At 63.6% G+C, this 26,122-nt stretch carries 22 protein-coding genes and 1 tRNA gene; 8 read left to right on the top strand and 15 right to left on the bottom strand.

Annotated elements, in window-relative coordinates; all coding sequences use genetic code 11:
• The 9 genes from OR37_RS21640 to OR37_RS05035 all read right to left on the bottom strand — a co-directional run.
• Positions 1 to 1,423 (bottom strand): hypothetical protein (locus OR37_RS21640; protein ID WP_004616560.1); only part of this gene is annotated, 1,423 nt, incomplete at its 3' end.
• 9 nt (positions 1,424 to 1,432) lie between these two features.
• Positions 1,433 to 2,386: a TniB family NTP-binding protein gene (locus OR37_RS05065; RefSeq protein ID WP_004616557.1), complete on the bottom strand. Its 954-nt coding sequence runs from the start codon at positions 2,384 to 2,386 to the stop codon at positions 1,433 to 1,435.
• Positions 2,383 to 4,542, bottom strand: coding sequence for a DDE-type integrase/transposase/recombinase (locus OR37_RS05060; protein WP_004616555.1), 2,160 nt, complete (start codon positions 4,540 to 4,542; stop codon positions 2,383 to 2,385). Before OR37_RS05060 ends, OR37_RS05065 begins: the two co-directional genes overlap by 4 nt.
• Positions 4,539 to 5,243 (bottom strand): hypothetical protein, encoded by a 705-nt coding sequence (locus OR37_RS05055; protein ID WP_235046547.1) that lies wholly within the window; start codon positions 5,241 to 5,243, stop codon positions 4,539 to 4,541. Before OR37_RS05055 ends, OR37_RS05060 begins: the two co-directional genes overlap by 4 nt.
• A 377-nt stretch (positions 5,244 to 5,620) precedes the next feature.
• A complete protein-coding gene (locus OR37_RS22390; protein WP_085953253.1) occupies positions 5,621 to 5,851 on the bottom strand; it encodes a helix-turn-helix domain-containing protein in 231 nt (76 codons plus the stop codon).
• 448 nt (positions 5,852 to 6,299) lie between these two features.
• Positions 6,300 to 8,375, bottom strand: coding sequence for an NACHT domain-containing protein (locus tag OR37_RS21635; protein WP_131368810.1), 2,076 nt, complete (start codon positions 8,373 to 8,375; stop codon positions 6,300 to 6,302).
• A 494-nt stretch (positions 8,376 to 8,869) separates the two neighbouring features.
• The gene (locus tag OR37_RS05045; RefSeq protein WP_004616549.1) at positions 8,870 to 9,610 is read right to left on the bottom strand and encodes a hypothetical protein; all 741 of its coding nucleotides are present in this window, start codon (positions 9,608 to 9,610) and stop codon (positions 8,870 to 8,872) included.
• Positions 9,607 to 10,563 carry a hypothetical protein gene (locus OR37_RS05040; protein ID WP_004616547.1) on the bottom strand — a complete coding sequence of 319 codons (957 nt, stop codon included), beginning with the start codon at positions 10,561 to 10,563 and terminating at the stop codon, positions 9,607 to 9,609. The genes OR37_RS05045 and OR37_RS05040 overlap by 4 nt, the downstream gene beginning before the upstream one ends.
• Positions 10,560 to 10,751 (bottom strand): hypothetical protein, encoded by a 192-nt coding sequence (locus tag OR37_RS05035; protein ID WP_004616545.1) that lies wholly within the window; start codon positions 10,749 to 10,751, stop codon positions 10,560 to 10,562. The genes OR37_RS05040 and OR37_RS05035 overlap by 4 nt, the downstream gene beginning before the upstream one ends.
• Positions 10,752 to 10,879: 128 nt before the next feature.
• Here OR37_RS05035 and OR37_RS05030 point away from each other — a divergent pair, with 128 nt between their 5' ends.
• From OR37_RS05030 to OR37_RS05015, 4 genes are all read left to right on the top strand, one after another.
• On the top strand, positions 10,880 to 11,299 hold the full coding sequence (locus OR37_RS05030) for a hypothetical protein (RefSeq protein WP_035016960.1): 420 nt from the start codon (positions 10,880 to 10,882) through the stop codon (positions 11,297 to 11,299).
• A 247-nt stretch (positions 11,300 to 11,546) separates the two neighbouring features.
• On the top strand, positions 11,547 to 12,038 hold the full coding sequence (locus OR37_RS05025) for a TIR domain-containing protein (protein WP_004616543.1): 492 nt from the start codon (positions 11,547 to 11,549) through the stop codon (positions 12,036 to 12,038).
• Between the two features lie 11 nt (positions 12,039 to 12,049).
• Positions 12,050 to 13,492 carry an SIR2 family protein gene (locus tag OR37_RS05020; protein WP_004616541.1) on the top strand — a complete coding sequence of 481 codons (1,443 nt, stop codon included), beginning with the start codon at positions 12,050 to 12,052 and terminating at the stop codon, positions 13,490 to 13,492.
• 59 nt (positions 13,493 to 13,551) lie between these two features.
• Positions 13,552 to 14,136: a TIR domain-containing protein gene (locus OR37_RS05015; protein ID WP_004616539.1), complete on the top strand. Its 585-nt coding sequence runs from the start codon at positions 13,552 to 13,554 to the stop codon at positions 14,134 to 14,136.
• Positions 14,137 to 14,452: 316 nt separating this feature from the next.
• On the opposite strand, the gene OR37_RS05010 is transcribed toward OR37_RS05015, so the two are convergent.
• The 5 genes from OR37_RS05010 to OR37_RS04990 form a co-directional block, all read right to left on the bottom strand.
• A tRNA-Arg gene (locus tag OR37_RS05010) sits at positions 14,453 to 14,529 on the bottom strand.
• A gap of 100 nt (positions 14,530 to 14,629) precedes the next feature.
• Positions 14,630 to 17,077: a glycoside hydrolase family 99-like domain-containing protein gene (locus OR37_RS05005; protein WP_004616537.1), complete on the bottom strand. Its 2,448-nt coding sequence runs from the start codon at positions 17,075 to 17,077 to the stop codon at positions 14,630 to 14,632.
• Complete coding sequence (locus tag OR37_RS05000; protein WP_004616536.1) at positions 17,074 to 17,826, bottom strand: ABC transporter ATP-binding protein; 753 nt, start codon at positions 17,824 to 17,826, stop codon at positions 17,074 to 17,076. The genes OR37_RS05005 and OR37_RS05000 overlap by 4 nt, the downstream gene beginning before the upstream one ends.
• Positions 17,827 to 17,835: 9 nt before the next feature.
• Complete coding sequence (locus OR37_RS04995; RefSeq protein ID WP_004616533.1) at positions 17,836 to 18,627, bottom strand: ABC transporter permease; 792 nt, start codon at positions 18,625 to 18,627, stop codon at positions 17,836 to 17,838.
• A 201-nt stretch (positions 18,628 to 18,828) separates the two neighbouring features.
• Complete coding sequence (locus OR37_RS04990; RefSeq protein WP_035016959.1) at positions 18,829 to 21,225, bottom strand: TonB-dependent receptor; 2,397 nt, start codon at positions 21,223 to 21,225, stop codon at positions 18,829 to 18,831.
• Between the two features lie 543 nt (positions 21,226 to 21,768).
• On the opposite strand from OR37_RS04990, the gene OR37_RS04985 reads away from it, so the two are divergent.
• A complete protein-coding gene (locus OR37_RS04985) occupies positions 21,769 to 22,605 on the top strand; it encodes a hypothetical protein (protein WP_004616529.1) in 837 nt (278 codons plus the stop codon).
• A 3-nt stretch (positions 22,606 to 22,608) separates the two neighbouring features.
• Here OR37_RS04985 and OR37_RS04980 read toward each other — a convergent pair whose 3' ends face one another.
• Positions 22,609 to 22,977, bottom strand: a complete 369-nt coding sequence (locus OR37_RS04980) for a DUF6491 family protein (RefSeq protein WP_004616527.1) — start codon at positions 22,975 to 22,977, stop codon at positions 22,609 to 22,611.
• A gap of 497 nt (positions 22,978 to 23,474) precedes the next feature.
• On the opposite strand from OR37_RS04980, the gene OR37_RS20630 reads away from it, so the two are divergent.
• Genes OR37_RS20630 through OR37_RS04965 form a run of 3 tightly spaced genes read left to right on the top strand, consistent with a single transcriptional unit; the run spans position 23,475 to position 26,121 of the window.
• Entirely contained in the window at positions 23,475 to 23,798 is a 324-nt protein-coding gene (locus OR37_RS20630) for an STAS domain-containing protein (protein WP_004616525.1), read from the top strand.
• On the top strand, positions 23,795 to 24,163 hold the full coding sequence (locus OR37_RS04970; protein WP_004616523.1) for a response regulator: 369 nt from the start codon (positions 23,795 to 23,797) through the stop codon (positions 24,161 to 24,163). Before OR37_RS20630 ends, OR37_RS04970 begins: the two co-directional genes overlap by 4 nt.
• A complete protein-coding gene (locus OR37_RS04965) occupies positions 24,160 to 26,121 on the top strand; it encodes a chemotaxis protein CheA (RefSeq protein ID WP_004616521.1) in 1,962 nt (653 codons plus the stop codon). Before OR37_RS04970 ends, OR37_RS04965 begins: the two co-directional genes overlap by 4 nt.
• Position 26,122: the final 1 nt, after the last annotated feature.

Raw genomic sequence — 26,122 nt, 5'->3', positions numbered from 1 at the left:
GTACAGCCAGCCCAAACTCAAGCCTGCCGTTAAGGTCGTGCCCGATGAGATTCGCCCAGAGGTGATCGCCTCCGCCAAGGCTGTGGAGGAGTGGCTTCGCGGCTACTCTCTCGCTGACAGGCCAAGCGCTCGACCTGCCCTGAAACTTGATAGACATGCTGGCGAGCAAAGCACGCGCATGCCGCGACTTGAGCTGAACCTCGCTATAAATCGCAGAAAAGGCTGGGTGGTCGAGGGCTTCGAGCACCCCCATACTGACAAGACCAAGCAGGACGGCCTTTGGTATTTTGTACTCCGCGCTGATGCTCGAGATCGAGGCCCGATCATCTGTTAGAGCGGCAACCGAAACGTCGGTGATTAGATCGCGCCGCCGCTGCTTTCCCGCCCCGCTAGCTTTGAAAGTCTCCAGGTGTCCAAGTTGAACAAGTCTACGCACCGCAGAACGCTCGACCCGCAACTTGGACGCGGCCATCGTGACCGACAAAAGCCGGTCGCCACGCGCCGGCGCAAGACGATATTCCGGGTCTAGAAAATTCCGGAAAATTTCGGCGCCTTCCGTACTTAGCCGGCTAAGCCATCTCCTCATCTCTCCGGTGAAGAGACGATAGAGAGCGGGTTGATTGCGTCCCGACACGATGGATTGGATGTAAACAGGATCCTGCAGATTCTTGATGCCCGTGATCCATTCGTGCGGATATTCTGCAGCAACAACGCGCGGCTTGTTTTCACTAACAGCCAGCACCCCAAGCCCAACCATACGGATGATGTTGACTAAGTCTTCGGGAGAAAGATCAGCCAGAGCGGGCGGGAGCTGTGATTTCGCCGAATTTACAATCCGCTCTTCGCGGCTGAGTAGGTCCGGCAACAACTGCAAGGTTTGACGGTCACATATTCTGATCTTAAGCGAATCCAATCGCCGCAGATCATGACCACAAATCCCGCAGTGGAAAACGGAGCGCGTGTCCCAGGTCAACCGTTGCCCACAGTCCGCGTTGGGGCAGGCGTCCAGCAACAGGTCCCAGTTCGCAGGACAGAAGCTCAGTGAACGGATCGCCCAATCACACCTGTCCGCGCCAAATTTACGAAGTCCGCTTGGCGAGACACGACGCATTACGCGAAGTAGGTCTCGCGGCTGGACCGCCCACTCACCAATGACCACACGCCCATCTTCCCTCGACTTCGCGACAAGTGGAAGGATGGCTTCGACGGGTTGCCGGTAGATCCGGCACAGCACTTCTGGATCTAGATCCCAAAGCTCCCTGGTTCGTCTCTGCCGCTGCTTCTGGCGTTTTGGGAATAACGTCAAAGGGCCGGCATGAAGGTTATGGGCGCCGACACGAAAGGCGTAGCTGAGGATCGTCTCACCCTCTGAAGGGCAGAGTGGAAATCGCACCTGATGAAAGGCCGAAGCGGATTCATTCATAGCCATCCCCTAATAGGCCCGGAAAGGGTTGCGCTTCGCAAAGCCCTGGCAGATTGCCCATTGCTCAACAGCGAACGAAATATCCTCGACTTCGAAGCTTATTGCGCCTCGGCGTAGCGCATGCTCGACGGCCACTTCGAACAGCCGTGAGACCCGTCCGATCACGCCGTCGGCAACCTCCATGAGGCAGCCCAAGACATCCGGCCGCACCAAGGTAATCGGCGCAGCAAAAAGCCCCTTATTCTCCATTTCGCGGCAGAGCGCTGCGACGAAACTTGCAAACAATGAACGCTCTTCGGCCTTAGCGATGTCGAGCTTTGGCATGTCGAAGGGCGCGATTAGCCGTCCATTGAGTTGCAGGTTTGACGCAAAGAGCGGAAGAGCATCCTCTGTCCCCAGGAAGGCGATTGGCGCCACGCCCGCGTCGAGAAACGACTTGAGCGCATCGGTCACGTCGATCTTAGCGTTACTGCGGTAATTGAGATGCTGAACTTCATCGATGATGAGAAGCTCGACACCAAGGCGGCGCATATAGTTGACCGCACGATACTGCAGCGCCTGCTCACTGCCCTTTTCGGAAGTCGGATCTCCGAGTTTCTGAAGGATCTGAACCATCAGTCGCCGGCTGGTCGTTGCGCTATTCAGAGGTAGCAGCAGGACTGGCACATGCTCGTCTGACGGAGGAGCGATATTCTCGACCAGCCCCTTGTATGTCTCCGCCGCAGTGGATTTTCCTGAGCCGGTCGGAGCCAGCACGCGCAATCCCATTTGTGGCTTGCCGCGCGAGTGACGACCTAGAGCCTGAAGGTAGTTCAGACGGTCGTGAAGCTCCAAATGCCGCGGGTATTGAATCACAATGGAGCGAAAGAGCGCGATTTTCTGCGCGACTTCGGTGTTGCTCTCCGTGATCGTGGTGATCCCGGCGAGATCGGCGTCCGTGAATGCGTGTTGGTGGAAGGTCATTTGAAAGCCTTGAATTGGGTGATTTCGAACGCACCGAACGACAGGTCGCCCTCGACCGATGGCGCTTGGTGGGGAGGTTTGCGCTTCTTCGGCTTGCGCTTCGGGCCGCGCTGCGGGCGTGACGATGTGGCGCCGCCGTCGACGCGGTGAGGCGCGAGCGCATCGTGCTCAATAACGTGAGCCTGGCCTTGGTCGCTCGTGGCGGCCAACGCCAAGACGACCCCGCGAGGCACAAGACTTTGCACTGTTGGGGACTGAGCCAGCCGCGCGATCGTTCGCCTGTTTTTGCGGCCTCGCCCAGGGATGAGGCCCTCAACCCGCTGGCTCAACTCGGCACGGCGGCGAAGGCGATCCTGACGGCTAGAGAAGGCTTCATTTCGCTGGGCCGCGAATTCCTGGATGAGCTCGTGCTGCTTTTTGGACAACCCCTCAGCGTATTCAGGCTCGGTGCAGGGCAGTGTTTCGTAGCGTTTACGGCGGTCGTTCCAGACATGGATCTCGCCGAGATTGGCGGGATTGTATTTGATCTTCACATTATGGGAGCGGGCGCCCCTACCCACCCCGCGCTGCGGGGCAATCCCAGCGAGGTCGTTCAGTAGCTGCGAGGTGGTGCCAGCCTCGTGGTACTGGAGGCCCAGGAATTCGATCCCCGCACGTGTCAACCTGCGCCTTGGCGCCATCGCGCCGGCCATTTTGTCCAACTGGCGGACGTCGGCGATGACGTCGATCCCATAGGCCTTCTCGTCCTGCTCCCATAGCTGCAGAGGGCAGGCGTTGATGCCGCTGTGAATCTCCTGGTGATAGAGATCGATCAACTCCCAGATCAGCGCCTCCAACTGCTCCAACGTCAGCACCGCGTCTGCGTCAGGGTCGATTTCCAGCTCTCGCAGGGCCTGAGGGTTAAGGGTCGAGCCGGGCAGCTTGTGGAGGAGGCGGTCGTCGATGGTCCTGAAGAACCGCTCGATGAAGGCCTTGTAGGTGGGCGATCGCACGGGAGCCCAGCGGATCGAGAAGCCGCAATCGGCTCCCATGTCCTCGAAGGCATTGCCGACAAGCTCTAGGCCATTGTCGACGATGATCTCATCGAAACGGCCGAAAATATTTGCCAGACCTGGGCGGCGAGAGGCACCGCCAAGCATTTGAAGCTTGGGCATATTAGCCCGCTTGATGCACTCGGTGGCCGAATACAGCGAGGGCGGCTCGAACGTAATCACGAAACCGACGACACAGCGGGTGTAGACGTCAATGATCGCCGTCAGCCAGGGCCGCCCCATCGGCAAGCGTTGCTTCAGATCGATCACGACCACATTGTCGAGGAGCTTGTGGTCTAGGCAGCCGAGCTCGAGGAAACGACTGGCGCGAAGCCCTTCGCCGCAGCCCTCAAACCGCAGTTTCGCGAGCTGCTTTCCGTAGCGGGCTTTATAGGTGTCGAAGCACTCAAGGCCCCGCACCAACTTGCGGAAGGTCTCTGCCGATGGCTTTGGGAGCGGTTGATCTCGCCCCGCATCGAGCTTGTCGAGCGTCTGGTGGAGCCGGGCATAGGCGTCCGCGATATTTACCGAGCGATCTGCCCAGTAAAGAAAAGCGAAGGCGCTCATCTGATCGAGCACGATTGTGGGCAGCCTCCTGCGCCGCTTCCCCTGGCCGCTCTGGGACATCATTTGCCGAAACGGTCGATCGCCTGGCGATCCGCGCTCGGCAAGCCAACGACGCACAGTTCTTGGATGCGGGCGAACATTGAGGTCGACTACTTCCTGAGGAGCGTCCTTCCAGATACAGGCGAGCTTATGCGCGAGAGTGCGATCGCTTAGTTCAGTGACACCAAGGCGATCGAGGGTGCCGACCACGAAACGGCGCAGGATTGCAAACTTGTCTTTCCGGCGGATTTCCTCCGCATCGAATTCACGCGATTGCGCGAGCTTGCGGGCCGCAGCCTCCTTCAGCGAAGGGATACGGACCAGATCGCCGCACGTGTAGGCCTTCATGGCCCAGTCATCTGTCGGCGGCCCTCTGACGCCATCGTCTTTCTCGACGAGTAGCGGTGTCAGGGTCCGCTGCTCCAGGAAATGGAGCAGCCCCTCCCCAAGATGACGCTCGAACCGGAGTTCGCGTCCTTGATAGACCCAGGTTTGGTCCGGCTTGAAGTGGATGGTCATTGGTCGACCTCCAACGAACGGCACCCGCGATCGAGGCTGGCGACCGGGCTATCGCTGGATAGCGGCACGCTCAGATCGATATGTATTTGCCGGCCGACCATCATCGCACAAAGCTGCGCGCGCGCCGTTCTGGCGTCGCCGAGCAGCTCGGCGAGGCGACCGAACGCCCCTGTCGTAACCGTTCTTGTCGCCAAGAACTCCTGCACAGCGGCCGTCTCGCGCCCCCCATACTTGGCGAACCGGTACTGCTGGACGAGCCGCACGTTGCGATTGGTGACAGATCGTTCGCGAAGCGGCCGGCCATACACGACCCGGAATGTCCAGTTGGTGGCTTCGCAGATGGCTCCGACCCAACGAAGTTTGAGCACGTAGTCCGGATCGCGCAGCGCACGACCGTCTGACTTCAGCTCAATGATCTCGATACGGCCGTTCGCGAGCAGCCTGGCGCAGTCCGGGGTATAGGTTCGCTTTAAGCCGTCAACGACGAACTCGAAGCGACAGGGCTGACTGAAGTAATCGGCAACGGAGGTGTCGACTTCCGAGTGCTGAAAGAACGCATGCTCGTTCATGCTCTCGTGCACGAGCGAGCGGCCAGCCTTCCGGCTTGTGTAGATGCCGGTTACGTGAGCCTTCCGTCCCGTGATGGGATTACGGATCGGCCGTCCGTCCGGTGTCATCACGACAGTGGCGCCGCTGCTCACGGCGCTCCAACTGGCCGGGGCCTCTGGCCGCCGCAGGCCAGCCTGCATCGCCAAGTAGACAGATGGGGACTTGTCGAGCGCCCGCGCGCTCGCGCGGTGCGCTTCCGCACCGGAGTGAGAATCTCGCATTCTAGCCTCGTCCTTGGGTTTCGAGTTCAAAGGTCGAGGCGGATAGCCGCGTGCCATCGCGATCGGAGCACCACGCTGCCCGATTGACTTTTGGCTGGCACGAGGGGAAAGTCAGAAGGTCTTACGAGGACGCTTCGGAAATTCCGAAGAGGGCCTGAATCGATTACCGTCGGTTCAGGCCTCTTTCGTATCCGCCCAAATTCTTGGGGTGCGTCTCACCCCTCGCTTATGACCATTCTTCCCCTCCTTTAGTATCGCTCAGGCCACAGTCGTGCGGGCTCGAGGTCTAGAGCGTGAGCGATTGCTTGCTCTAGCCTCCGAGACCTTCTATATCCGCGACATACGAGTGAGACTGAATTCTTGGTGACCCCAAGATTTCTAGCAATTCCACCAATTGAAAGGCCACGAGCGTGCAAAGCCTCCTTAATTTGGAGGTGCTTCTTCTCGTCGACGACACAGACTGGCAGCAAGGCATCCACCCGAATCGAATCGCGAATCGGTTAGATAACGTCAATTTTTTACAAACTATTCAAGTCGTTTTTGAACCTTCAGGCCGCATCGGGCCTATATCCCATAATGATGGTACAGTATCATCGGTATGGGATATTATGGCACACCTTGAAAACGACTAGAAAAAGCATTCTCGATGATGTTTCATGGGCGGGCGCAAAGGGGCGTGCCCCTGGCCTGAAAAGGCTTAGCGCCGAGCTGAGTTTCAGCTCTCATCTACACCTGGTCGGGGCGGCCACTTAGCGGTCGCCCCGATTTCGCGAATACCGGGTGGAGGGGGCATTTTCCGCCTCAACCTGGTGAACTCGCGCCCGCCTGAAGACCGGCTCTGCGCCAACAGCTGACACTGGCACAGCCCCAGGACTACGACATTCCTGCACCTGGTCGAAAACTGTTGTTACAGGACATCGTTCGACCTCAGGACGCGCTATCGGGCTCAGCGGTCAAAGACTTTTGCTCGTGATTGAGGCCGTCCAAAAATGACCTGAGCTCCTCAGGGCTCATGGAATGAAGCTTCTGGCGGCTCTGTCGATCCGTCTCCGAAACGAGGGTCGGAATGGCAGATACAACGGCGACGCGGCTCCCAAAACCGGTAGGTTGAGTGAGTACCTCGTACGCCCACACCGGCGTTCCATTTCGATCTTTGCCGCTTAGTTGCCCGAGAAGTTTGACGCCGCTGTGCTCAAGCGGCGCATCCGAGACAGATACGACGATGGGACTACGTTTGCCGATCCGGTCCCCCAACCAGAGGAAAGTCTCACGCATCAGCAACTCCATATCAAGGCTCGCTTCGGCCTCCAGCAGAGCAAGAAATTGAACCTTGGAGGCCAGCCGTTTGCTCATGCCGGTTTTGATCATTTCGACATGGGTCGTCTGAATTATTTGAATCTCGTCAGTGTCATAATCTGAGAGATGTGGCACTTCCCAGATCAGCCCGAACTCGGCGTCTTCAATCACGCGATGAATTTGGTTGGGAGCGCTGAGTATTTTGATGCTGTCGGCGCGCCAAGCATCTGCGATCCTCCGTTGCCGGCTGGCGCGCGAATTAATGAAAGTCCGCACAGAATAGTCCTGAGGACCGTCTAATGGCTCGCTTAGCGGAGACAGCCCCAGCTTGTTCAGGTCCATCGCCAGGATTTGCTTGGCGCGCACCACGTTGCTTTGCCCCTGCTGGCTATTGCCCCAGCTCACGAAAAGTTCGCGCATGAAATCGGACCAAAAGACCTTGAAGCAGGCCGGGTCGCCATCGATGGCGGAGAGTACGAAGTAGAACTCCATGATGGAGCGGTGCGAAAATTTGATATTGCCTTCGCTGTCACGGTTCAGCAGGGACCTGGCTGAAAGGTGGTTCCATCGGTCTTCAGGGATGTCCATTGCCTGCGCCAAGGAATGGAGCTCGTCCACGGTCACACGATCGGAACCACGCCGCCCACGCGAAGCATAAATAAACACCGCTAGGCGCTTGGATACTGCAGTAAGGATGCTCGGCTCGATCCAAGAAGCCTCGCGATCGAGCCACTTGGCCGTCATGAACTGGTAGAGGTCGAACAACTCCTGGATTTGTCGTCCCTCGCGCACCAGGTCGGGCAACAAAGCCAGGAGCATTGGTCGCACGCTCAACTCCGGCACGTTCTCGGTTAGAGTCCGCGCCATCTTTGACCCGGCCAATCCCCCCCAAGACCACCAAGGAAATTGCCGATTTATGTACTGCTTGATTTGCTTAGGCGTGAAGGGCAGCAAATAGAGCGTCTCAAGAACGTATTCGCTCGAAATTCCAGCTCGGCGTGGGCGTACAATCGCAACGCCTGTTCTTGACGGGATTGCCAGATCGTTCTTGAAAAACTGCGATCGGCATGTGATTATTACAGTTCCAAATTCCGCTGCCTGATTGAGAAGTTGCGATAGACGTTCGTCGCTATTGTCGATCGCCCTGACATCCTCATCAAAAGCGTCAAGAAGCAGGATGGTGTCAGCAGGATTTGGTACGCGCCGGATCTTCTCAAGAGCGTCAGGTCGGCCGAGCGGGATCACGGCGCAACTCAAAGCACCCTCCCCTTTGTTTAACCGATTACGGTGAGCGAGATAGTTCAGGCAAAACGAGGTCTTACCCATGCCTGTGTCGGCTAGGACAAGCAGGTGGCGGTTCTCGCTATTTGTAATGAAGCGGTCGACCGTTCGAATGACGGGCTCGCGGACGCCAGCGGCCCGGCGAATATCAGAACTGTTGGCTGGATCGGTCTGGGAGCAGTCGGGAACAACGTAGTGCTTCAGGCTGGCAGTGATGTCCTCCTTAGTAAAATCGGACACCGTCCCAGACCAGAGCGCCTGATCCTGGATAAGCTTGGCCTGCTTTTGGCGCTGTAAATTGATCAGACCAGCCCTTAGGGAGAATGCGGAAGCAGCAAGGCCGATAAGCCCCGCGACGATCCCTAAGGCCACCTTTATCCAGCCCGCAGCGGCCAAGCTCTGGAACGCCGTCAGAATGCTGTTCATGAACCCCCCCCCCCCCCCCCCCCCACCGCGATCGCCACCCAGGAGCAAAGCCCGATACGATCACCCATACGGCCGGGCCCGTTCATCACCGAGCCAGGCGCTACTTTAGCGTGATACAGTTTCGGACAACACGCCTGAAGGCAAATGACTTCTCCGAACAGCGCGAGCCGACGGGCAGGCCCAGTCGCGCCAGAAGCCGACGTTGACGCACCGGCAGATTTCGGACCTTCGGATGCCGTCGTTCTTGGTAAACTCCAACCGAAGATGAACCTAACGTAGAGAGTTCCGGCGCAACGGCAGTTCGATCGTTGACACCGCCGCGTTCCTAGCTTTGACCCGGCGTTGACCTTGGTGTCTAGCGAAGCGTCATACCCACCAGCACTACAACATCGCTCGGCTTCAGGGCGCGGATGGCGTTCTCCCGTCAGGCTCGACTGCCGAACTGCAGCGGCCAATGGGGGAGCCGAAACCCCAAACCTTGGTCATGAAGACCATCATGGCCGATCCTTGGCGGGCTTGCTCGCATCGCTATTGTAGTCGCGCGCGACTGCAGAGGGGGCCTCGCCCGATCCAGCCGGCGGGGCGGTAGGCGCCTGGTTCTGGATGATCATGTAGCTTCGGCTGTCGGCCGGCATAGACGTCGGCTCGGACGCCTTGGGCGGCAGAAACAAACTGAAGGTCATGGCCAGGGCGAACGCCACTACGCCGTTGCGGATCACCATATTGGCGGCCGAGGCCTCGTTGGCTCGCAGCGTATTGGTGATCTCGAAATGCATCAGGGCGTCGGCCAGTACAGCACCGGCCGCCTTGTTGTCGTAGCGGACCAGCAGCGCGAAATCGGGACCGTAGCCGGCGCGCGCCTTGGGGCGCACTCCGGAGAACCCGATGAGAACGCCACCGAACAAAGACAGTATGGCATAGAGGATAATGCTCAATACCGTCGCCTTGAGAGCGCCGCTCGGCAGGGCGTCCAGCACGCCCTTGGATGCCACCCCGGCGGCGGTCACCGCCAGTGAGAGGGCCGCCGTCTGCTTGAAGAGCTTCTCGTCCAGCGCTTTGGCCCGATCCCATTCCTCGGCGAGCAACGCCAGAAGCTTTTCGCGGCCAAGACCGGCCCACCGCGCCTGCCGCGGATCCGGCGTCTCGTCCGCCAGCCGCGCGGCCACCCGACGATTAACCAGCAGCAGCCGCGCGAAAGGGAAAAGCTCGTTCAGGAACGTTGACAGTATGGTCATCGTCTCGCCAAAGCCTGGGCGATCGCCGCCGCGATCGGCCGATCAGGCGTGTCGAGCCATCCCCATTCACCAGTGGGGTTGATCTCAATGAACACGAAGCGACCCTCGCGCAACGCTAGGTCGATTGCGCCGTAGACCAGGCCCATTTGCGCGACCAGGGCGACGCACCGCTCGGCGACCTCGGCCGGCAGCATGAAGGCCGGATAGGCCAGCTGATCCTTCTTGCGCAGCCGCCAGTCTCCCTCCACGCCGACGCCGTCAGCCTCGACCGCCACCGCCCACACCCGATCGCCCAGCACCGTCACCCGCAGGTCGAGCTTGGGCGCGATGACCGCCTGGGCCAGAACCGGCGCGGCCCTGAGGGCTGGGGTCGCGCAAATCGACCAGTCGAGCAGCTGAGTGTAGGCGAAGAATTGCCGGTCGCCTTCACGCAGCAACACCGTGTCCACCGACTTCACGGCCACGGTCTTGCCCAATTGGGCGGGGACCGGCGCCTCGGGATCGTTGGTGATAAGGGTCGGGGGCGTTTCGAACCCCAGTCGCGCGGCTTGGCGCAATTGCCAGGGCTTGCACTCGGCCCGATAGGTCGCAGCCGGATCGTTGATCCAAAGCGCCTCGTCGAACAGCATCAGGCCGCGCAGGAACGCCGGCCACTGAGACCGGTCGAGCTGCTCGTCGAGCGACAGAGGCTGATGGGGCGTGTTACGCAGGAAGGTCGGCTGGCGCCACCAGACCGCTTTCAGCGTCTCGTCGACGCTCCAGCGTCGTCCCTCAAGCGCGATCTGTAGGCGCGGTGCCACCGGATCGAGCCGCAGCGCCGCCTCGCTCAGGGTCTCCCGATTGAGTCGGACGTAGCGCACGCCCAGCTTGTCGAGTTCGACGCAGACCCGGTCGGTGGGGAAGTCGTGGAGATTGGCAAGGATGAGTACCTCGACCGACGACGGGCTTGTCACTGCCCTTTCTGGTCCTCGCCGGTCTCAATGTCGTGCTTCTTGGTCAGGCGATCGGTCATGGCGTCATAGGCCAGAAGACCTTTCTCACCTCGCCAGGCGCCGAGGCCGACATCGTAGCGGGCCCCGGTGGGCAGAGGGGTCTCATCGCGCGCCACGGATTCGAGGGCATAGCCGCGCAGAACGTGCATCTTTCGCCTTTCAACGTGAAGCTTTACAAGACGAGACCGGGCGCGCCTCGTCAACCTTATCTTGGCTCACATCGGGTTGGACGACGGCGATTGGCCGCCGTTCAGTCGGGTCATCAAGAAAGGACTGGATGTCCGCGAAACTGATATTCCTGCGCCCTGGCTCGCCGATCGCCGACTTCGCGCCGTTCACGTCTAACCCAGCCGCACTGCGAAGGCTCGTTGTCCGGTATACGCAGGGCGAGTGTGCGGTCCTGGCCACTCGGATCCGCGAGCTGACCGGCTGGCCAATTGTGCATTTGCTGGACCCGCCGTCGCGAGTACTTCCGCTCCACTATGCCAATCGTCGGCCCGATGGCGGTCTGGTCGACATCACGGGCCGATACCCGCGCGGGCTGGATGTTCTCGCAACGGCCGGTCATGATTGCGCCAGCCCCATCTGGATGTCCGGCCCGTCATTTTCACTGGACCGGAATGATCGTAGGCGCGCCAACACCGTGCTCGACTCGCCGTGGGGCCTCTATCTCGTCAGGCCTGACGAGCGCCGCTAACGCTGTCGCCCTATGCCTGCTCCTCAAGGTTCGGTTCCGCAGCACAGGGCCGCGAGCGTATGCAGTCGCTGGCTACAAGCTTCTCGCCGTTCGCTTGTGCGACCGCTTTTGCCGCCACCCTATGTCTGTTTGGGCGAACGCTGCTCTGACCTTGTGCCCAATGTAGGTTTGCTCGTTTTCGTGGGTACTTCCAAAGCGCACAACCGTAACTACCTATGGGCGGCTAAGCTAGACAATGGGAGGGCAAATGGCGCGCAAGGTGTTCTTCAGCTTCCACTACGACGGCGACTCTCAGCGTGCATCACAGGTGCGCAACATGGGCGTGCTCGAGGGCAACCAGACGGTTTCAGACAACGACTGGGAAACGGTCAAGAAGGGTGGCGACAAGGCGATTCAGACCTGGATCGACAACCAGTTCGCTGGGCGGAGCTGCGCCTTAGTCCTCGTCGGCGCTGGCACGGCAGGTCGAAAGTGGATCAACTACGAGATCCAGAAAGCCTGGGATTCTGGGAAGGGGCTTCTGGGTATACGTATCCACGGGCTCAAGAATCTCGCCGGTCAAACATCCTACGCTGGTAACAACCCTTTTGATGGATTCAATGTTGCTGGGAAGTCGCTCTCTTCAATCGTAAATCTCCACACCCCGTCGGGTTTCGACAGCAAGGGCGTATACGACAACATCAAGACGAATATAGACTCCTGGGTGGAAACGGCGATTGAGATCCGGAAAAAGTATTGAGGGCTTAGTCGATGTCTCGAAACCGGACCCGCTTTCTAAAAGAGTTTCCGAAGGCGATTTCCGACGAGAACGCGGCCGTCTTCATCGGCGCTGGCGTGTCCGTTGGCGCCGGCTACCCATCTTGGAAGGAGCTGCTTCGCGAGATCGGCGACGAGTTGGGGGTGAAATCCGACGATGTCTATGACCTTGCCGCATTGGCGCAGTGGAGCGTCAGTGATACCGGCGGGGCGACCCGCATTCGACAGGTGATCAGGGATCAGATCGCTGTTGATCATGACATTCCTGCGCCGTTGAACATCCTAGCGCGGATGCCAATCCGCCACCTGTGGACAACGAACTACGATCGACTGATCGAGCGCGCTCTATTGGCGATTAGGCGCCCTTGCAGTGTCATTTCCGCCCAGGGCGACCTGGCCTTGAAAGTCACGGCAGGGGCGGCCCGCGTCTACAAAATGCACGGAACTGTCGACCAGTTAGACGAGATCGTCATCTCGACTGACGACTACGAGCTCTTCCGGTCTCGCCGCGGCGCATTCCTGCCGCTGTTACAGGCGCATCTCTCCAGCTTCTCGATGCTGTTTCTGGGCCTTAGCTTCACGGACCCGAACCTACGCCACGTGCTGTCCCTAATCCGCGAAAGTTTCACGGATGCGCCGCCGGCCCATTTTGCGATCGTTCGCCCCCCCCAAAAGGGAGACTTTAGGTCGGCGGAAGAGTTTGAAGCGCGGCTGGCCCAGCACAACCTCTGGGCCAAAGACCTCCAGCGCTACGGATTGTTCGCGATTGAGATCGAGGACTACGACGAAGTGCCGGGCCTTCTGGCTGAGGTCGAGCGGCGAGTTGCGAGAAATCGAGTCTGGATCAGCGGAAGTTGGCCGCTTGACGAGGCTACGACACCGGAGGTGAGTTTCGTCCACGATGTTGCGGAAAGGGTCGGTGGGGTGGTGGGAAGCTCTGGATTGACCTTGGTCAGCGGCTCGGGGCTTCTCGTCGGCTCGGGCAGTATGAGCGGCTTCCTATCTTCTTTGCAGAAGACAGGCGCGTGGGACCTCGAAAGACGGTTGATCGTTCGCCCATTCCCTCAGCCGATCGAGGGCGGCGAGCCAGATCGGGCTCAATGGGACTTGCTTCGGGCCGAACTCGCCAGGCTGGCCGGCCACGTCGTTTTCATCGGTGGTCTGAAAGCCGAAGCGGGGGCGCTGGTGGACTCGTCTGGCGTCCACGCCGAGCGCGCCATTGCGCAAGCGAAGGGCGCTTATCTTCTACCGATCGGGGCGACTGGCGGAGCCGCGGCGACCATCGCGGCGGAGTTGATTGGGTCGGACCTTCGGTTTGACGGCCCCGACGCACTGCGGCCCAGCGATGAGCAACTGGCTTCCCTTGGGGACGCGAGTGTCGGCGCGGCCGAGTTGGCGAATCGAGTCCTCAAGATTCTGAAGTCCCGGATGCTCTGAATGAACGAATAGAGCGCGCCGGCGCCTCCGGCGCGCGTTCGACCAGGGAGGGAACTCAAATGGCGTTCTACTCGGCGGAACAATTGTACGCTGCGGCGCGCGACTTGCGTCAAAGGGCCAACAAGACCAACGACCAGCTTCTGCGTGAGGCCAGGGAGACGGCGAAGGACATGTTCGATGTCTTTCTCTCCCACAGCAGTAGAGACAAGGACCTCGTTCTCGGCGCTAAGAAAGTGATCGAGGACGCCGGCTATACCGTCTACGTGGATTGGATTGACGACGCCCAGGTCAACGTCGTGGCCGATAGAGCTCTGGCAGACCGGCTTCGCCGGCGAATGGGACAGTGCAGCTCGCTATTCTATTTGCACACCCCGAATGCCGCCCTCTCGAAGTGGTGCCCTTGGGAACTTGGCTACTTCGATGGGTTGCGCAGCCCTGAGGCCGCAGTGTTTGTGTTTCCTGTCTTGAGCACGGGGCAGCGCTACAAAGGCCAAGAATACCTGGACCTTTACGACACCGTGGACCTGCCGAACTGGAGGCCGCCCCGGCGATCGCCTAGGTCGCGGCGACCAGGCGCGATCGACGAGCGCCTGTTCGACGGCGCCCCTGGAATGCTCTGGAGGCCGGGCGGTCGGATCTTCTAGGCACGCCTGGCTAAACCCGCCGATGTTCAGCTAATGAGCGCTTCACTAAGATCGCCTTCGTCCCGTGTGGCGGCCGGGGCCGCGGTGACCGCGAGTAGTGTGTCGACGGCCAGGCCAGAGGAAAGACCTCGCTAACCACTGCCATCAGCATTTGGGCAACTCGGCCGAAAGCGGACGCTCCGAACGGAAGCGAAGAGTCAGGCCCCGTCTGGGCTGGCCGCTCCAAGGAGCGTAAACGCCGAAAATCTAAGAACGCGTCGCATTATTGACGGCGTTAAGTTGTGAAGGTGTCCGCGTTAAGTTGTGCCAACAGCGCTGGCGGCCCGGGAGGGACTCGAACCCCCGACCTTCGCTTTAGGAAAGCGCTGCTCTATCCTGCTGAGCTACCGGGCCGTGCTTCGCGCGTGGCCAGGGGTGCATAGCGCAAGATGACGGGCGTGCGAACCCCTCGCGCCGGTGTGGTCGGGATCGAAGTCCGGCGCCGGGGCTCGGGTCACAGTTCGAAGCTCGCGCGATAGCCGGCCCGGGCGACGATGGCGGCGGTCAGCCGTTCCAGCGCGTGGGCCGCGGCGCCGTCGACGCGGCCCTGTTCGGGCTCGAAGCCGATCCGCGCCTCGCTGAGGGCGCTCAGGGGCTCGAAGGCCTCGATCCGCCCCCAGAACATCGAGCCGGCCGCGAAGGGCGTGCTGTCCTTCACGGTCAGGCCCATCAGCGCCGACAGGCGTTCGACGTGCGCTCGGTTATTGTCCATCACGCCTTGCGCGCCCAGCGTCATCCGCGCGTCGGCGGCGGCCAGCAGGCCGAGCCGGGGATCCTTGGCGAAGGCCGCGAGCGCCCGCTCGGCCGCGCCCGGTCCCACGAGATCGGCGACCAGGGCCTCGCGCCAGGCGTCGCCGTCGCCGCGATGCGGCGAGCGCTTGGTGTGCAGCTTGCAGAACAGCGTGTGGCCGTGCGCGCGGGCCGCCTTCAGAGCCCGGATGAACGGGCCTATGTCGCGGCCCTGGTTCGGGGTGATCAGCAGCAGGGCGTCGGGGAAGGCCGCTCGCGCGGCGGCGAGGTCGGTCTCGGTCCAGCTGTCGGGCGCGGTCACGATGATGTCCGCTCGCCCGGCCAGCGGGGCTAGGCGCGTGGCGAACCAGTCGGTCAGTTCGGGATAGTAGAGGTGCAGCAGGATCGCCGTGTCCGATCGCCGCTGAAAGCCGGCCGCCGAGGCCGCGACGAGCGGATGGTCGGCGGGGAGGCGTCGCGCATAGGGGGCCAGGGCCGCGCGCGTCGCGTGCAGGTAGGCGTGGCCGAACCACCGGTCCGGTTCGAGATAGGCGCCCTCGGCCCATTCGTTCCAGGCGTTGACGAACACCAGGGCTTCGCCTGGCGGCTGGACGCGGACCGCGTGCCCGAGGGCGCCGGACAGCCACCGCTGGTAGGTTTGAGGATCGGCGCCGTGGAAAACCTTGCCGGCGGCGGGCTTGCGCGCCTGGTTGTCCCAGCTGGGCATGACGCCGGGAATAAAGTCGGGACCGGCGCCGGCCAGGGCCTTCAGCTTGGCGTCGACCACGCCGGCGTAGTCATAGACCTGGCCGCGAAAGTCCGGATGCAGCGGCTGGACCTGGCGGGTGATCTCCGCGACATCGATTCCGTGCGGCGGGAAGTCGACAATGCCGTCGAACCCGCAACTGGCGGGGTCGCTGAAGCCGAACGCGGTGGTGGCGTACAGCGCCAGCTCGCCCAGGCCCAGGTCGCGCGCCAGGCCTCGCCACCGCGCGGCGGTGGCCTTGGGATCGGGCAGAAGCTCGGGCCGATAGACGACCAGGACGGGCCGGCCGCCCACCCGCACATAGCGCGGATCGGCCATGTATCGGGCCAGGTCGCGGAACACCGCCAGGTCGTCCTCGGGCGAATGGTTCTGGGCGATCAGCACCTGGCCCTCGTCGCCCTCCCAGCGCCGCGTCCAGTTCTCGTTGGCCCAGCACAGCGCGAACGGCAGGTCGAGGGTCGGGTCGGCGAGATAGGCCTCGATCGGGGTCTCCAGCAGGCGTTTGCCGTCGAACCAGTAGTAGTGGAAGCAGAAGGCCGACACGCCGGCCGTCCGCGCCAGGGCGATCTGCTGGGCCATGACCGACGACAGGCGCAGGTCGTAATAGCCCAGATCGGCCGGCAGGCGCGGCTGGTGGTGGCCGACGAACTGCGGCTGGGCCTTGGCGACATTGCTCCAGTCGGTGAAGCCCTTACCCCACCAGGCGTCGTTCTCCGGGATCGGATGAAACTGCGGCAGGTAGAAGGCCAGGACCCTCGGCGCGTCGGGGGGCAGGCGCAGGGGCTCGACGATCGGGGCGGCGAACTGTTCGGCGCGAGCGTTCCGGGCGACGGCGAGCGCGTGGTCATAGGTCCGCCGCCAGCCGTCGCCGTCTCCGGCGCGCGGCGTCCGCCCACGCGGACGAACGCGCCGGGCCGCGCGCCAGGCGCCGGCCAGCGGCGACCGCAGCGGTCCCAGAAACCCTTTCAGCGCCTCGAACGCCGGGCCGAGCCGGCCGCGCGGATCGGCGTCGAGCTTGCCCGCGCCGGATACGGCGAAATGCTCCAGGACCAGCTGCCCCGCCTCGCCGTCGAGCGCCAGCCGCAGGCCGCGCAGGCGTCGGCCCCTGGCGGGCAGCACCGTGAACAGGTCTTCGCCGCCCGCCTTCAGGCGCGCGCGCGAGTCCTCGCCATAGCCGCCGCCCCAGTCGGCTTCGACCAGGACGTCCGGCGACTTGCCCTCCGGCGCCGCCAGGCGCAGCTCGATCCGCAAGGTCCTGATCTCGGCCAGGGCGCGCAGCGTCGCGCGGTCCGGGGTCCAGGCGAGAAGCGCGCGGGGCCCCTGCTGGATGAGGACCGGGGCGGCGTCATCCGACGCCCTCCAGACCGCGCCGCTCAGCGGGCGCAGGTCGAGCCGGTCCCGGCTCATGCCGCCGCGGCCGCTCGATAGGCCACCCAGTCCTCGGTCGAGCCCAGGAACGCGATGCGTCCGCCGCTCAGTTCGCAGACCCGGTTGCAGACCCGCTGGACCAGGTCCTCGTCGTGGGTGGCCAGGACGACGATCTTGGCCTCCTCGACCATCCTTTGCATCCGCTCGCCCGCCTTCTGCACGAAGGCCGCGTCGCCGGCGCTGAGCCATTCGTCCAGCACCAGGATGTCGGCGTCGAACTCGGTGGCCACGGCGAACATGAGTCGCGCCTGCATCCCGGCCGAATAGGTGCGCACCGGCAGGTGCAGGAAGTCGCCCAGGCCCGAGAAATCGGCGATGGCGTCGATGCGGCTGTCGATCACCTTGCGCGACAGGCGACGCATCATGCCCAGCTTGTGAATGTTGCGCAGGCCCGTGGCCTCCGGGTCCATGCCCGCGCCGATCGCGATCATCGAGGTGATGTCGCCGTCGATCGACAGCTCGCCGCGGGTCGGATGATAGATGCCGGCGATCACCTTCAGCAGGGTGGTCTTGCCCGAGCCGTTATGGCCGACCAGGGCGATGCGGTCGCCCTCGTTGATCTCGAGATTGATCTCCGACAGCGCCCTGACGGCGGCCACGTCGCCGGCGGCCTTGTACATGCGCCCGCCGACCGCGAGGTTGAACACGGCGCTGCGCAGGGACTGCGAGCGCAGGCTGTAGACATAATAGTCGAGGTCGACGTTCGTCAGCTTGATCTGGTGCGTCATCGCCGCCTCTTACAGCCAGAAGACCACGCGCTTGCGGAACAGGGCCAGCAGCGCGATGGCGATCAGGGCGAAAGCGCCCACGGTTCCCAGCGACCAAAGCCAGTCGATCGCGGCGGGAGCGTGGCCGGTCAGGGGCGCGCGCAGCAGCTCCACCTGGTGCGCCAGGGGGCTGTAGTCGACCACCCAGCGGTACTTCGGGCTCATCTGGGCGCGCGTCCAGAACACCGGGGTCACGTAGAACAGCAGCTGCACCACGTAGCTCATCATGTAGGCGACATCGCGGAACCGGGTCGACGGGATGGCGATGATGAAGCCCAGGAAGCAGACGCTGAGCAGCACCAGGGCGACGGCGGGCAGCAAGGTCCAGTGTGGCGCGGCGAACCGGCCCAGAACCAGCATCATGGCCCAGAAGGCGATCAGCTGGGTCAGGAAGTTGGTCGCCGCCTTCTGGGCGTGCAGAAACACATAGAAGGTCAGCGGCAGGCGTTGGCTCTGCATCAGGCCCGCGTTGTACAGAAAGATCGCCTGGGCCTCGGCGATGGTGGTCCCCACCAGGGACCAGGCCAGCAGGCCGGCCACCACCTGCGGATAGCTCTCGCGCAGGTTCACGCCCATCAGGCCGCCGACGATGAAGGCCAGCGCGAAGGCGACGACCAGCAGATTGCAGGCCATCCAGAAGGGACCCAGGATCGAGCGCTGGAAGCGCGAGGCCGTCTGGTCCAGGCCGAGCCGCCACCAGAGGGGCGCGAGACGGATGGCGTCTCCCACGTCCTTGAACGCGGCCATCAGGGGACTCGACATGCAACCCTTCCTCGGCGCCTCGCGGCGATCGACAAGGGGCCTGCTTATAGAGCGCCGCGCCGCCCGACAACGTTTTGGAGGTCGGTCGAGCCTTGGTTTCTCAACAAGCGCGGGAAGTGTTGCGTAAAAACTTTAGTTGGCGCGGCGCTTCGCCCGGCGCTGTGAGACGCGCCCGCCTCGGCGGACGGGCGCGTCACGGGGCTAGAAGTCGGCGGAGATCGTGAACTGTATCGTCCTCGGCGGCGCCGGGCGGAACGATGCCGGCGTGTTCACCGTGGTGTTGATGGTCCCCAGATAGTCCTTGTCGAAGATGTTATCGATGTTGACCCGGGCCTTGATCTGGCTGAACGGGCCGGCCGCGAAGCCATCGCCGATGTCCACATAGGCGTTGACGATGGTGTAGCCGTCGACCTTCTCGCTGTTGACGAAGTTGGTGAAGCGGCTCTCCAGGTGGCGGGCCGAGACATTGAACAGCAGACCGTCGAACGGCTCGACCGTCACGCCGGTGGTGAACACCCAGTCGGGGAAGTCGGGCACCTTCTTGCCGGCGATGGACAGGGTGACGGGGCTGGCCGTGGTGCTGGCCCGATAGTTCAGGACGTCATCCTGGAACTTGGCGCTGTTGTACGAGACGTTGGCGTTCAGATAGGCCTTGCCGGCGAAGATCTCCGGCTTCCACTGGCCGCTGAGCTCGACGCCCTTGGCCTTCACCGCCCCGACGTTCTGGTAATAGGTCTCGGTGATCCCGCCGCCGCCGGGCACCGGCGCCGCGAAGGCCTGCAGCCGGTTCTTGAACTGCGTCTGATAGGCCACGATCGAGGCGTTGAACGTCTTGTGGTTGGCGCGATAGCCCAGCTCCCAGTTGGTCGAGGTCTCGGGCGCCGGAGCCGCCACGGTCGGGCTGGCCGCCGAGAAGATATCGTCCGCGCCGCGCGGCAGGGCCATGTTCTCGGAGTAGGAAGCGAACACCTGGTCGCGGCCGGTCAGGCTGTAGACCGCGCCGACCTGCGGCAGGAAGCTGTCCTTCCACTTGGCCTTCAAGGTCGGCTGGCGGCTGTTGATGTAGTCGTTCGGATTGCGATAGCCGGATATCTTGTAGTCGATGTCGGTGGCCTTGAAGCCGACCTCGACCTTCAGCTTGGCTTCCAGCAGGGTCAGGGTGTCCTTCAGGAAGAACTGCTGGGTCTGGCGCACGGACTTGTAGTCTCGTTGGGCGTGGACCCGCTCGCTGAACAGGGGCGCGCCGTCGGGATTGCCGTCCTGCACGTTGTAGCGGTTCTGCGTGCGGTGATAGTCGTCGTCCTCCAGCCAGAGGCCGGTTTCGATCTTGTTGAAGCCAACATGCCAGGCCAGCTTGGCGGTGACGCCCTTGCGCAGGCCGTCGATGCCGGAGAGCCCGTACTGAATGCCTCTGGGCGCGACGATCCCCGCGACGATGCCCTTCTCGGCCGTGTAGCTGGCCAGCGAGGTCGAATAGGCCTCGGGCGAGACGCCATAGCCGCCCTTGTCCTCGTAATAGGCGGTGGTGGTCAGGTCCAGGTCGTCGACGATCGGCGTGTTCAGCGTCAGGCCGTACAGGTGGTCCTTCCGGCTGTTGACCGCGAACTTGTAGTACTGGGCGTAGTTGGCGTTCGAATAGACCGGGCCGCCGGCCACCGCCGGCAGGTTGGTGGCGCTCAGGGGCGTGCCCGCCGCGCCCGGCGTGGGAACGATGCCCAGATAGGCGAAATACCGTCCCGAGCGCCCGAACACGTCGCCGGCCGTCCCGTTGTACTGGGCCAGGGTGATCGACGGGCTGTCGTAGTCGTAATAGTCGTTGTGGACGGTCTGGAAAGTGATGTCGCCGCCCTTGGGCAGGGCGTACTTCAGCTTGCCCTCGTAGTGCTTGCGATCGATCGTGCCCGGGCCGCGCCACAGGTCGCCCTTGATCCACGAGCCGCTGACATAGCCCGAGAAACCGCCGTGCTCGCCCAGTTCCAGGCGCAGGAACCCGCGGCGCAGGTGGTCGCTGCCCAGGGTGCCGCTGAACGCGCCGCCGGCCGTCTTGGCGGGGGCCTGGGTGAAGTAGTCGACGATCGGGCCCAGCGAAGCGTAGCTGGGCAGGGCGACATCGCCGGCCCCCGCCGAGGCGGTGACCCGCATCAGGTTCTCGTTGTCGACATAGCGATAGATCGGGCTGCCGCCGAACTGGTCGCTTCGGCCCATCGGAATATTGTCCAGCAGGAAGCCGATCTGCTGGAAGTTGAAGGCCCGCACCGAGACCGAGTTGCCGAACTCGTACATGCCCAGGGCGTCGTTGGCCTGGACGTTAAAGCCCGGCAGGGACTCCAGCATCTTCAGGCCAGTGATCCCCGCCGGCGCCGAGAGCAGGGCCTCGCGGGTGATCGAGACGGTGGCGGTCGCGTGGTCGGTGCCGATGGCCACGCTGGCTTCCGACAGTCGCTTGCCGGTGACGACCAAGGTGTCGAGCTCGGCGGTCTTGTCGGCCTGCTGGGCCAGGGCCGAGGTCGCGCTTCCCAGCAGGGTCGCGGTGAGCAGAAGCGCGCGAAGACGCGAGGTCGCGAGCGAGCGAGTTCGAATGGTCATGCATACCCCCAATCAATCACTGATAGGGGGAGCGTCGCCGTGGAGGCGGTTCAGGTAAATTTAGATTTTCTCAGGACTGTAACATATATTTCAGATTGATCATTTCGATGGCGTCAATGCCTAATAATTGCAAATATGAATTATTAGTTCGCGAAATGTATTTGAGTATTCCGGCGCTTGGTGGCGCGGATTGATTTGGGCGTTGCTGGGGCCCCGGAGGCTCGCTCGCTCGTCCGTCTGGGTCAGCCTGACAAACGGCCGCGCCGCCAATTTCGAGATCCCCAGGAGCCGAGGTTCGCCCCGTCCTGGCAAGGCGTCGCGGGCGCGCGCGGCCTCAATGAAGGTCGATGGCCCGCCGGATGGGCACGCACCTACCCCGCGAGCGCGCGAAATCATCAGCGGAGGAGGGGGCGGCCGCCGACCGCCGCCTCAAGCGGCGAACCTAATGTCAAGAAATATCAAGCTATGAGTGTGTGGGATTGTCTCGGCGCCTTTGGATTGTGATAGTGAGTGCGCTCGCGCCTGCCTGGCGGGCGCGTGGACGCGGAGGAGCCGTTGACGACGATCGAGATCGCGGCCAGCGCGTGGCCCGCCGCCGCCGAACCGCCGCCGGCCCAGCCCATGCTGATCGGCATCTCGGGTAAGCGCGATCTCCGGGGCGCGGAGGCGGCGGTGCGCGCCGCGCTGGACGCCGTGTTCGAGATGATCGACGGGCTCTGGCCCCTTGCGGCCCCAAGGCTGCTCAGCGCCCTGGCGGCGGGGGCCGACACCGTCGCGGCCGAGGCCGCCCTGGCGCGGGGCTGGCCGGTTCTGGCGCCTTTGCCCTTTCCGCTCGCGGTCTATGAGCAAGACTTCGCCGCCGCGCCTGACGACCTGGCGCGATTGCGCGGCCTGTTGGCGCATCCGAACGTCTCGGCCTTTCCGCTGGCCGCGCTTAAACGCCCTGGCGATCGGGCTTTCGAGGGCGTCGAGCGCTGCCTTCACTACGAACAGGTCGGCCTGTTCATCGCCGAGCGGGCGACGCTGATGGTCGGCGTCATCGGCCCCGAGGAAGTCCCCGATCGCATCGGCGGGGCGGCGCGGATCCTGGACTTTCCCCTGACCGGCGATGACCCGATCGCCCGGGAAACGCGCGCCCGCAGCGTCGAACTGCTGCCCGGGCGGGCGCCGCCGGCGCCGCGTCCGGTCTGGCGCGTGCTGCTGGAGCCCGAGCGCGCGGCGCGCGGCGAGCCGCTGCGCCTGACGGCTCAGAAGACCGCCGGGGCGCCCTCGACGCCGCTGAAGCCGGGCCCGGATCTCGATGCCAGCCCGCCGTCGAAGGCGGGGCGGGCCTCGGAAATCCTCGAGGCCCTGGTCCTTCGGGTCGAAGCCGCCCGAACGCGCCAAGCCTAATCTCTAACGCGGCTTCTTGCTCGAGGCCTTGGCTTCTTCGGGGGACAGCTTGCGGATGTCGCTGACCTGATAGCGTTGCACGCCCATGGGGCCCGGAACGATCACGACGGCGTCCAGTCCCGAGCAGATCCAGGAGCCGCCGCGCGATTCCAGCCCGATCCGCTGGGTCCAGTCGATGTCGGGCGAGGGCGAGAACAGCTTCAGCTGATAGACGTCACGCACGCCGACCGTGACATTGACCGTATCGCTGTCGATAGCCTGGAAGCCGTCGACATCGGCGTTGCGAAAGCACGAGCGTTTGGCCGCGTCCGCCGCGTGGGCGGTGGAAGACATCGCGAGGGCGGCCAGCAGGGCCGGTAAGAGAAAACGCATCATTTCCTGCTCCAACGACGCCCCCGCGACATCCTCGCGCCGAACCCGCTGTTCGCCAAGGGCGTCCGATGACAGGGATTTGGACCCTGCGTCAAAACGTCACACTTTCGCCACCTTGGCTGGTTGGCGCCCGCCGATGTGATCCGAGGTAGCGCGCGTTCCCGAGCGCCGTCGGCGCGAGATCAATCTTGGCCATTTCCGCCGCGCCATTGAACCCTTAGGTCGATCCAGGCGGCCGCCGCGGGGTGGTGATGGCGAGATAGCCCGCTCGTCGTCCGACCCAGGGCGGGATGCTGGCGCGTCGTCGACGTGGCCTCGCTGGCGCCTGAAGCGCGCCGCCTTACCCCCGCGATTAAGGGATTATTCACGGCGTCGCCGCCTAATGGATTTACTCAGTTGTTTGGCCGCCGGAAGAAATATTCGTGTGACAAATTGACCGAGTATCTTCGGCGTCTCACGCCGAGATGAAACATAGTTCGGTGAATTTGGAGCGCGATATGGCGACTTCTCGCGAAGTTGACTTCCGTGTTGAGCTGTGCGGCGATTTGTCGCTCCCCTCTATCGGAGAGGCGCACGACAAGATCTTGGCCGCGTTCGATCAGGATCTACCGATTGTGATCGATCTGGAGCGCGTCGAAGACGCCGACCTGACCCTCGTCCAACTGGTGGAAGCGGCGCGCAAGTCGGCCGATCGCCGGGGGCGTTCCCTTTCCCTCTCCGCGCCGGCCTCGGGCCCGACGCGCGCCGTGCTCGAGCGCGGCGGTTTCCTCGGCGCGCCCGACCGCGCCGCCTTCTGGCTCCAAGACACGGTGACCCCATGAGCGCCTCGATTTTGACGGTGGATGACTCGGCCAGTCTGCGACAGGCCATCAAGATCGCCCTGACGGGCGAAGGCTACGCCGTGAGCGAGGCTCCGGACGGCCAGGCCGGCGTCAGCGCCGCCGACGCGGGCGACTTCCAGCTGATCATCACCGATCTGAACATGCCGGTGATGGACGGTCTGACCATGATCCGCACCCTGCGCGGCAAGCCCAAGCACGCCGGCGTGCCGATCATCTTCCTGACCACCGAGTCCGACGCCGACATCAAGGCCCAGGCCAAGGCGGCGGGCGCGACGGGCTGGCTGACCAAGCCCTTCAACCCCGACCAGCTGATCACCGTCGTCAAGAAGGTTCTCGCCAAATGAGCGGGCAAGACCCCGTCGCCATCTTCAGGATCGAGGCGCGCGACCTGCTGGAGCAGGTCGAGCTGGATCTCCTGACCTTGGCCGAGCGGCAGGACGATCGCGAGACGATCGACGCCGTCTTCCGCAGCCTGCACACGCTGAAGGGCTCGGGCGCGATGTTCGGCTTCGACGCCCTGGCCGCCTTCACGCACCACTGCGAGACCGCCTTTGACCGCGTGCGCAAGGGCGAGGTCGCCGCTTCGCCGGCGCTGATCTCGGCCGTGCTGGCCGCGCGCGACCACATGCGCGCCCTGGCCGAGGGCGAGCCCACCGAGCCGGGCGTCGAGGAAGCCCTGCTGGACGATCTGCGCCGCGCCGTCGACGGCGCCGGCGCCGCGCCCGTTTCCACCCCGCCCAGCGCCAAGACCTGGCGCGTGCGCTTCTCGCTGCCGCCCGAGACCTTCGTCAACGGCGGCCGCCCGTTGCCGCTGCTCGACGAGCTGCGGGACCTGGGTCCCTGCGAGGTCACCGCCGTCACCGACGGCGTGCCGGCCGTCGAGGATCTGAACCCCACCGACTGCCGCCTGGCCTGGGACGTGGTCGTCACCACCGAACAGCCGCGCTCGGCGATCGAGGATGTCTTCATCTTCGTCATCGACGACATGACCCTGGACATCACTGAGGTGGTCGACGAACCGGCGGCCCAGGCGGTCGCCGAGGTCGTTCCGGACGCCAAGGTCGCGGCGATCGAGCCGCCCAAGGCCGCCAACAGCGACGCGCCGCCCGCCGAGGGCCGCCCGCGCGTCGCCGAGATGCTCCGCGTTCCGGCCGAGCGCCTCGACGAGCTGATGGACCGCGTCGGCGAACTGGTCATCGCCCAGTCGCGCCTGAAGCAGGTCGCCGCCTCCAGCAGCGACCAGAACCTGATGACCGTCTCCGAGCAGATCGAGCAACTGGCTTCCGAGCTGCGCGAGATCATGATGGTCGTGCGCATGGTGCCGGTCGGCCAGCTGTTCGGCCGCTTCCGCCGACTGATCCACGACCTGGCCATCGAGACCGGCAAGACGATCAACTTCGCCACCGACGGCGAGACCACCGAACTGGACAAGACGATCATCGAGCGTCTGGCCGATCCGCTGGTCCACCTGATCCGCAACGCCGCCGACCACGGGCTGGAGACGCCCGAGCAGCGCAAGGCCTCTGGCAAGCCCGAGACCGGCCATATTCTGCTGGCCGCCCGCCAGTCCGGCGCCGAGGTGGTGATCACCATCACCGACGACGGCCGCGGCGTCGATCGCGCCCGGGTTCGCGCCAAGGCCGAGGAGAACGGCCTGATCCAGCCCGGCCAGGTCCTGACGGACAACGAGCTGCTGCAGCTGATCTTCGCGCCGGGCTTCTCGACGGCCACCGCCGTGACCAACCTGTCCGGCCGCGGCGTCGGTATGGACGTGGTCAAGAAGACCATCGAGGGCCTGCGCGGCGCGATCGAGATCACCAGCACGCCCGGCCAAGGTTCGGTCGTTTCGCTGCGTATCCCGCTGACCCTCGCGATCATCGACGGCCTGCTCGTGCGGGTCGGCGCCAGCCGCTACGTCATCCCACTGTCCTCGGTCGAGGAGTGCGTCGAACTGCCTGTCGAGCAGGACCTGCGCTCGGCCGGCCGCAGCTTGGTCACCCTGCGCGACCAGCTGGTGCCCTTCATCCGGCTACGGCAGATGTTCAATACCGGCCAAGAGCCCGACCCGCACCAGAAGATCGTCGTGGTCTCCACGGGCCAGGAGCGCGTGGGCTTGGTCGTCGACCAGATCCTCGGCGACCATCAGACCGTCATCAAGCCGCTGTCGCCGTTCCATGCCGCCGTGGGCGCCTTCTCGGGCGCGACCATCCTGGGCGATGGCGGCGTGGCGCTGATCCTCGACATCGGCTGCCTGGTGGCGGCGGGCCAACGCCCCGACGCGCAACTGCGCGCCGCCGGCTGAC

The sequence above is a fragment of the Caulobacter vibrioides OR37 genome, assembly GCF_000372645.1.
GTDB lineage: Bacteria > Pseudomonadota > Alphaproteobacteria > Caulobacterales > Caulobacteraceae > Caulobacter > Caulobacter vibrioides_E.
Note: the sequence above shows the minus strand (reverse complement) of the source record. Positions and strands in the feature narration are given on the sequence as shown.

Excerpts from the sequence above, each read along its gene's own strand:
- OR37_RS05045 (WP_004616549.1), bottom strand. The coding sequence starts at position 9,610 with ATGACCATACTGTCAACGTTCCTGAACGAGCTTTTCCCTTTCGCGCGG.
- OR37_RS05025 (WP_004616543.1), top strand. The coding sequence starts at position 11,547 with ATGGCGCGCAAGGTGTTCTTCAGCTTCCACTACGACGGCGACTCTCAG.
- OR37_RS05065 (WP_004616557.1), bottom strand. The coding sequence starts at position 2,386 with ATGACCTTCCACCAACACGCATTCACGGACGCCGATCTCGCCGGGATC.
- OR37_RS04970 (WP_004616523.1), top strand. The coding sequence starts at position 23,795 with ATGAGCGCCTCGATTTTGACGGTGGATGACTCGGCCAGTCTGCGACAG.
- OR37_RS05005 (WP_004616537.1), bottom strand. The coding sequence starts at position 17,077 with ATGAGCCGGGACCGGCTCGACCTGCGCCCGCTGAGCGGCGCGGTCTGG.
- OR37_RS05030 (WP_035016960.1), top strand. The coding sequence starts at position 10,880 with ATGTCCGCGAAACTGATATTCCTGCGCCCTGGCTCGCCGATCGCCGAC.
- OR37_RS05020 (WP_004616541.1), top strand. The coding sequence starts at position 12,050 with ATGTCTCGAAACCGGACCCGCTTTCTAAAAGAGTTTCCGAAGGCGATT.
- OR37_RS05060 (WP_004616555.1), bottom strand. The coding sequence starts at position 4,542 with ATGACCATCCACTTCAAGCCGGACCAAACCTGGGTCTATCAAGGACGC.
- OR37_RS04995 (WP_004616533.1), bottom strand. The coding sequence starts at position 18,627 with ATGTCGAGTCCCCTGATGGCCGCGTTCAAGGACGTGGGAGACGCCATC.
- OR37_RS04980 (WP_004616527.1), bottom strand. The coding sequence starts at position 22,977 with ATGCGTTTTCTCTTACCGGCCCTGCTGGCCGCCCTCGCGATGTCTTCC.
- OR37_RS21635 (WP_131368810.1), bottom strand. The coding sequence starts at position 8,375 with ATGAACAGCATTCTGACGGCGTTCCAGAGCTTGGCCGCTGCGGGCTGG.
- OR37_RS05015 (WP_004616539.1), top strand. The coding sequence starts at position 13,552 with ATGGCGTTCTACTCGGCGGAACAATTGTACGCTGCGGCGCGCGACTTG.
- OR37_RS04965 (WP_004616521.1), top strand. The coding sequence starts at position 24,160 with ATGAGCGGGCAAGACCCCGTCGCCATCTTCAGGATCGAGGCGCGCGAC.
- OR37_RS20630 (WP_004616525.1), top strand. The coding sequence starts at position 23,475 with ATGGCGACTTCTCGCGAAGTTGACTTCCGTGTTGAGCTGTGCGGCGAT.
- OR37_RS05000 (WP_004616536.1), bottom strand. The coding sequence starts at position 17,826 with ATGACGCACCAGATCAAGCTGACGAACGTCGACCTCGACTATTATGTC.
- OR37_RS05035 (WP_004616545.1), bottom strand. The coding sequence starts at position 10,751 with ATGCACGTTCTGCGCGGCTATGCCCTCGAATCCGTGGCGCGCGATGAG.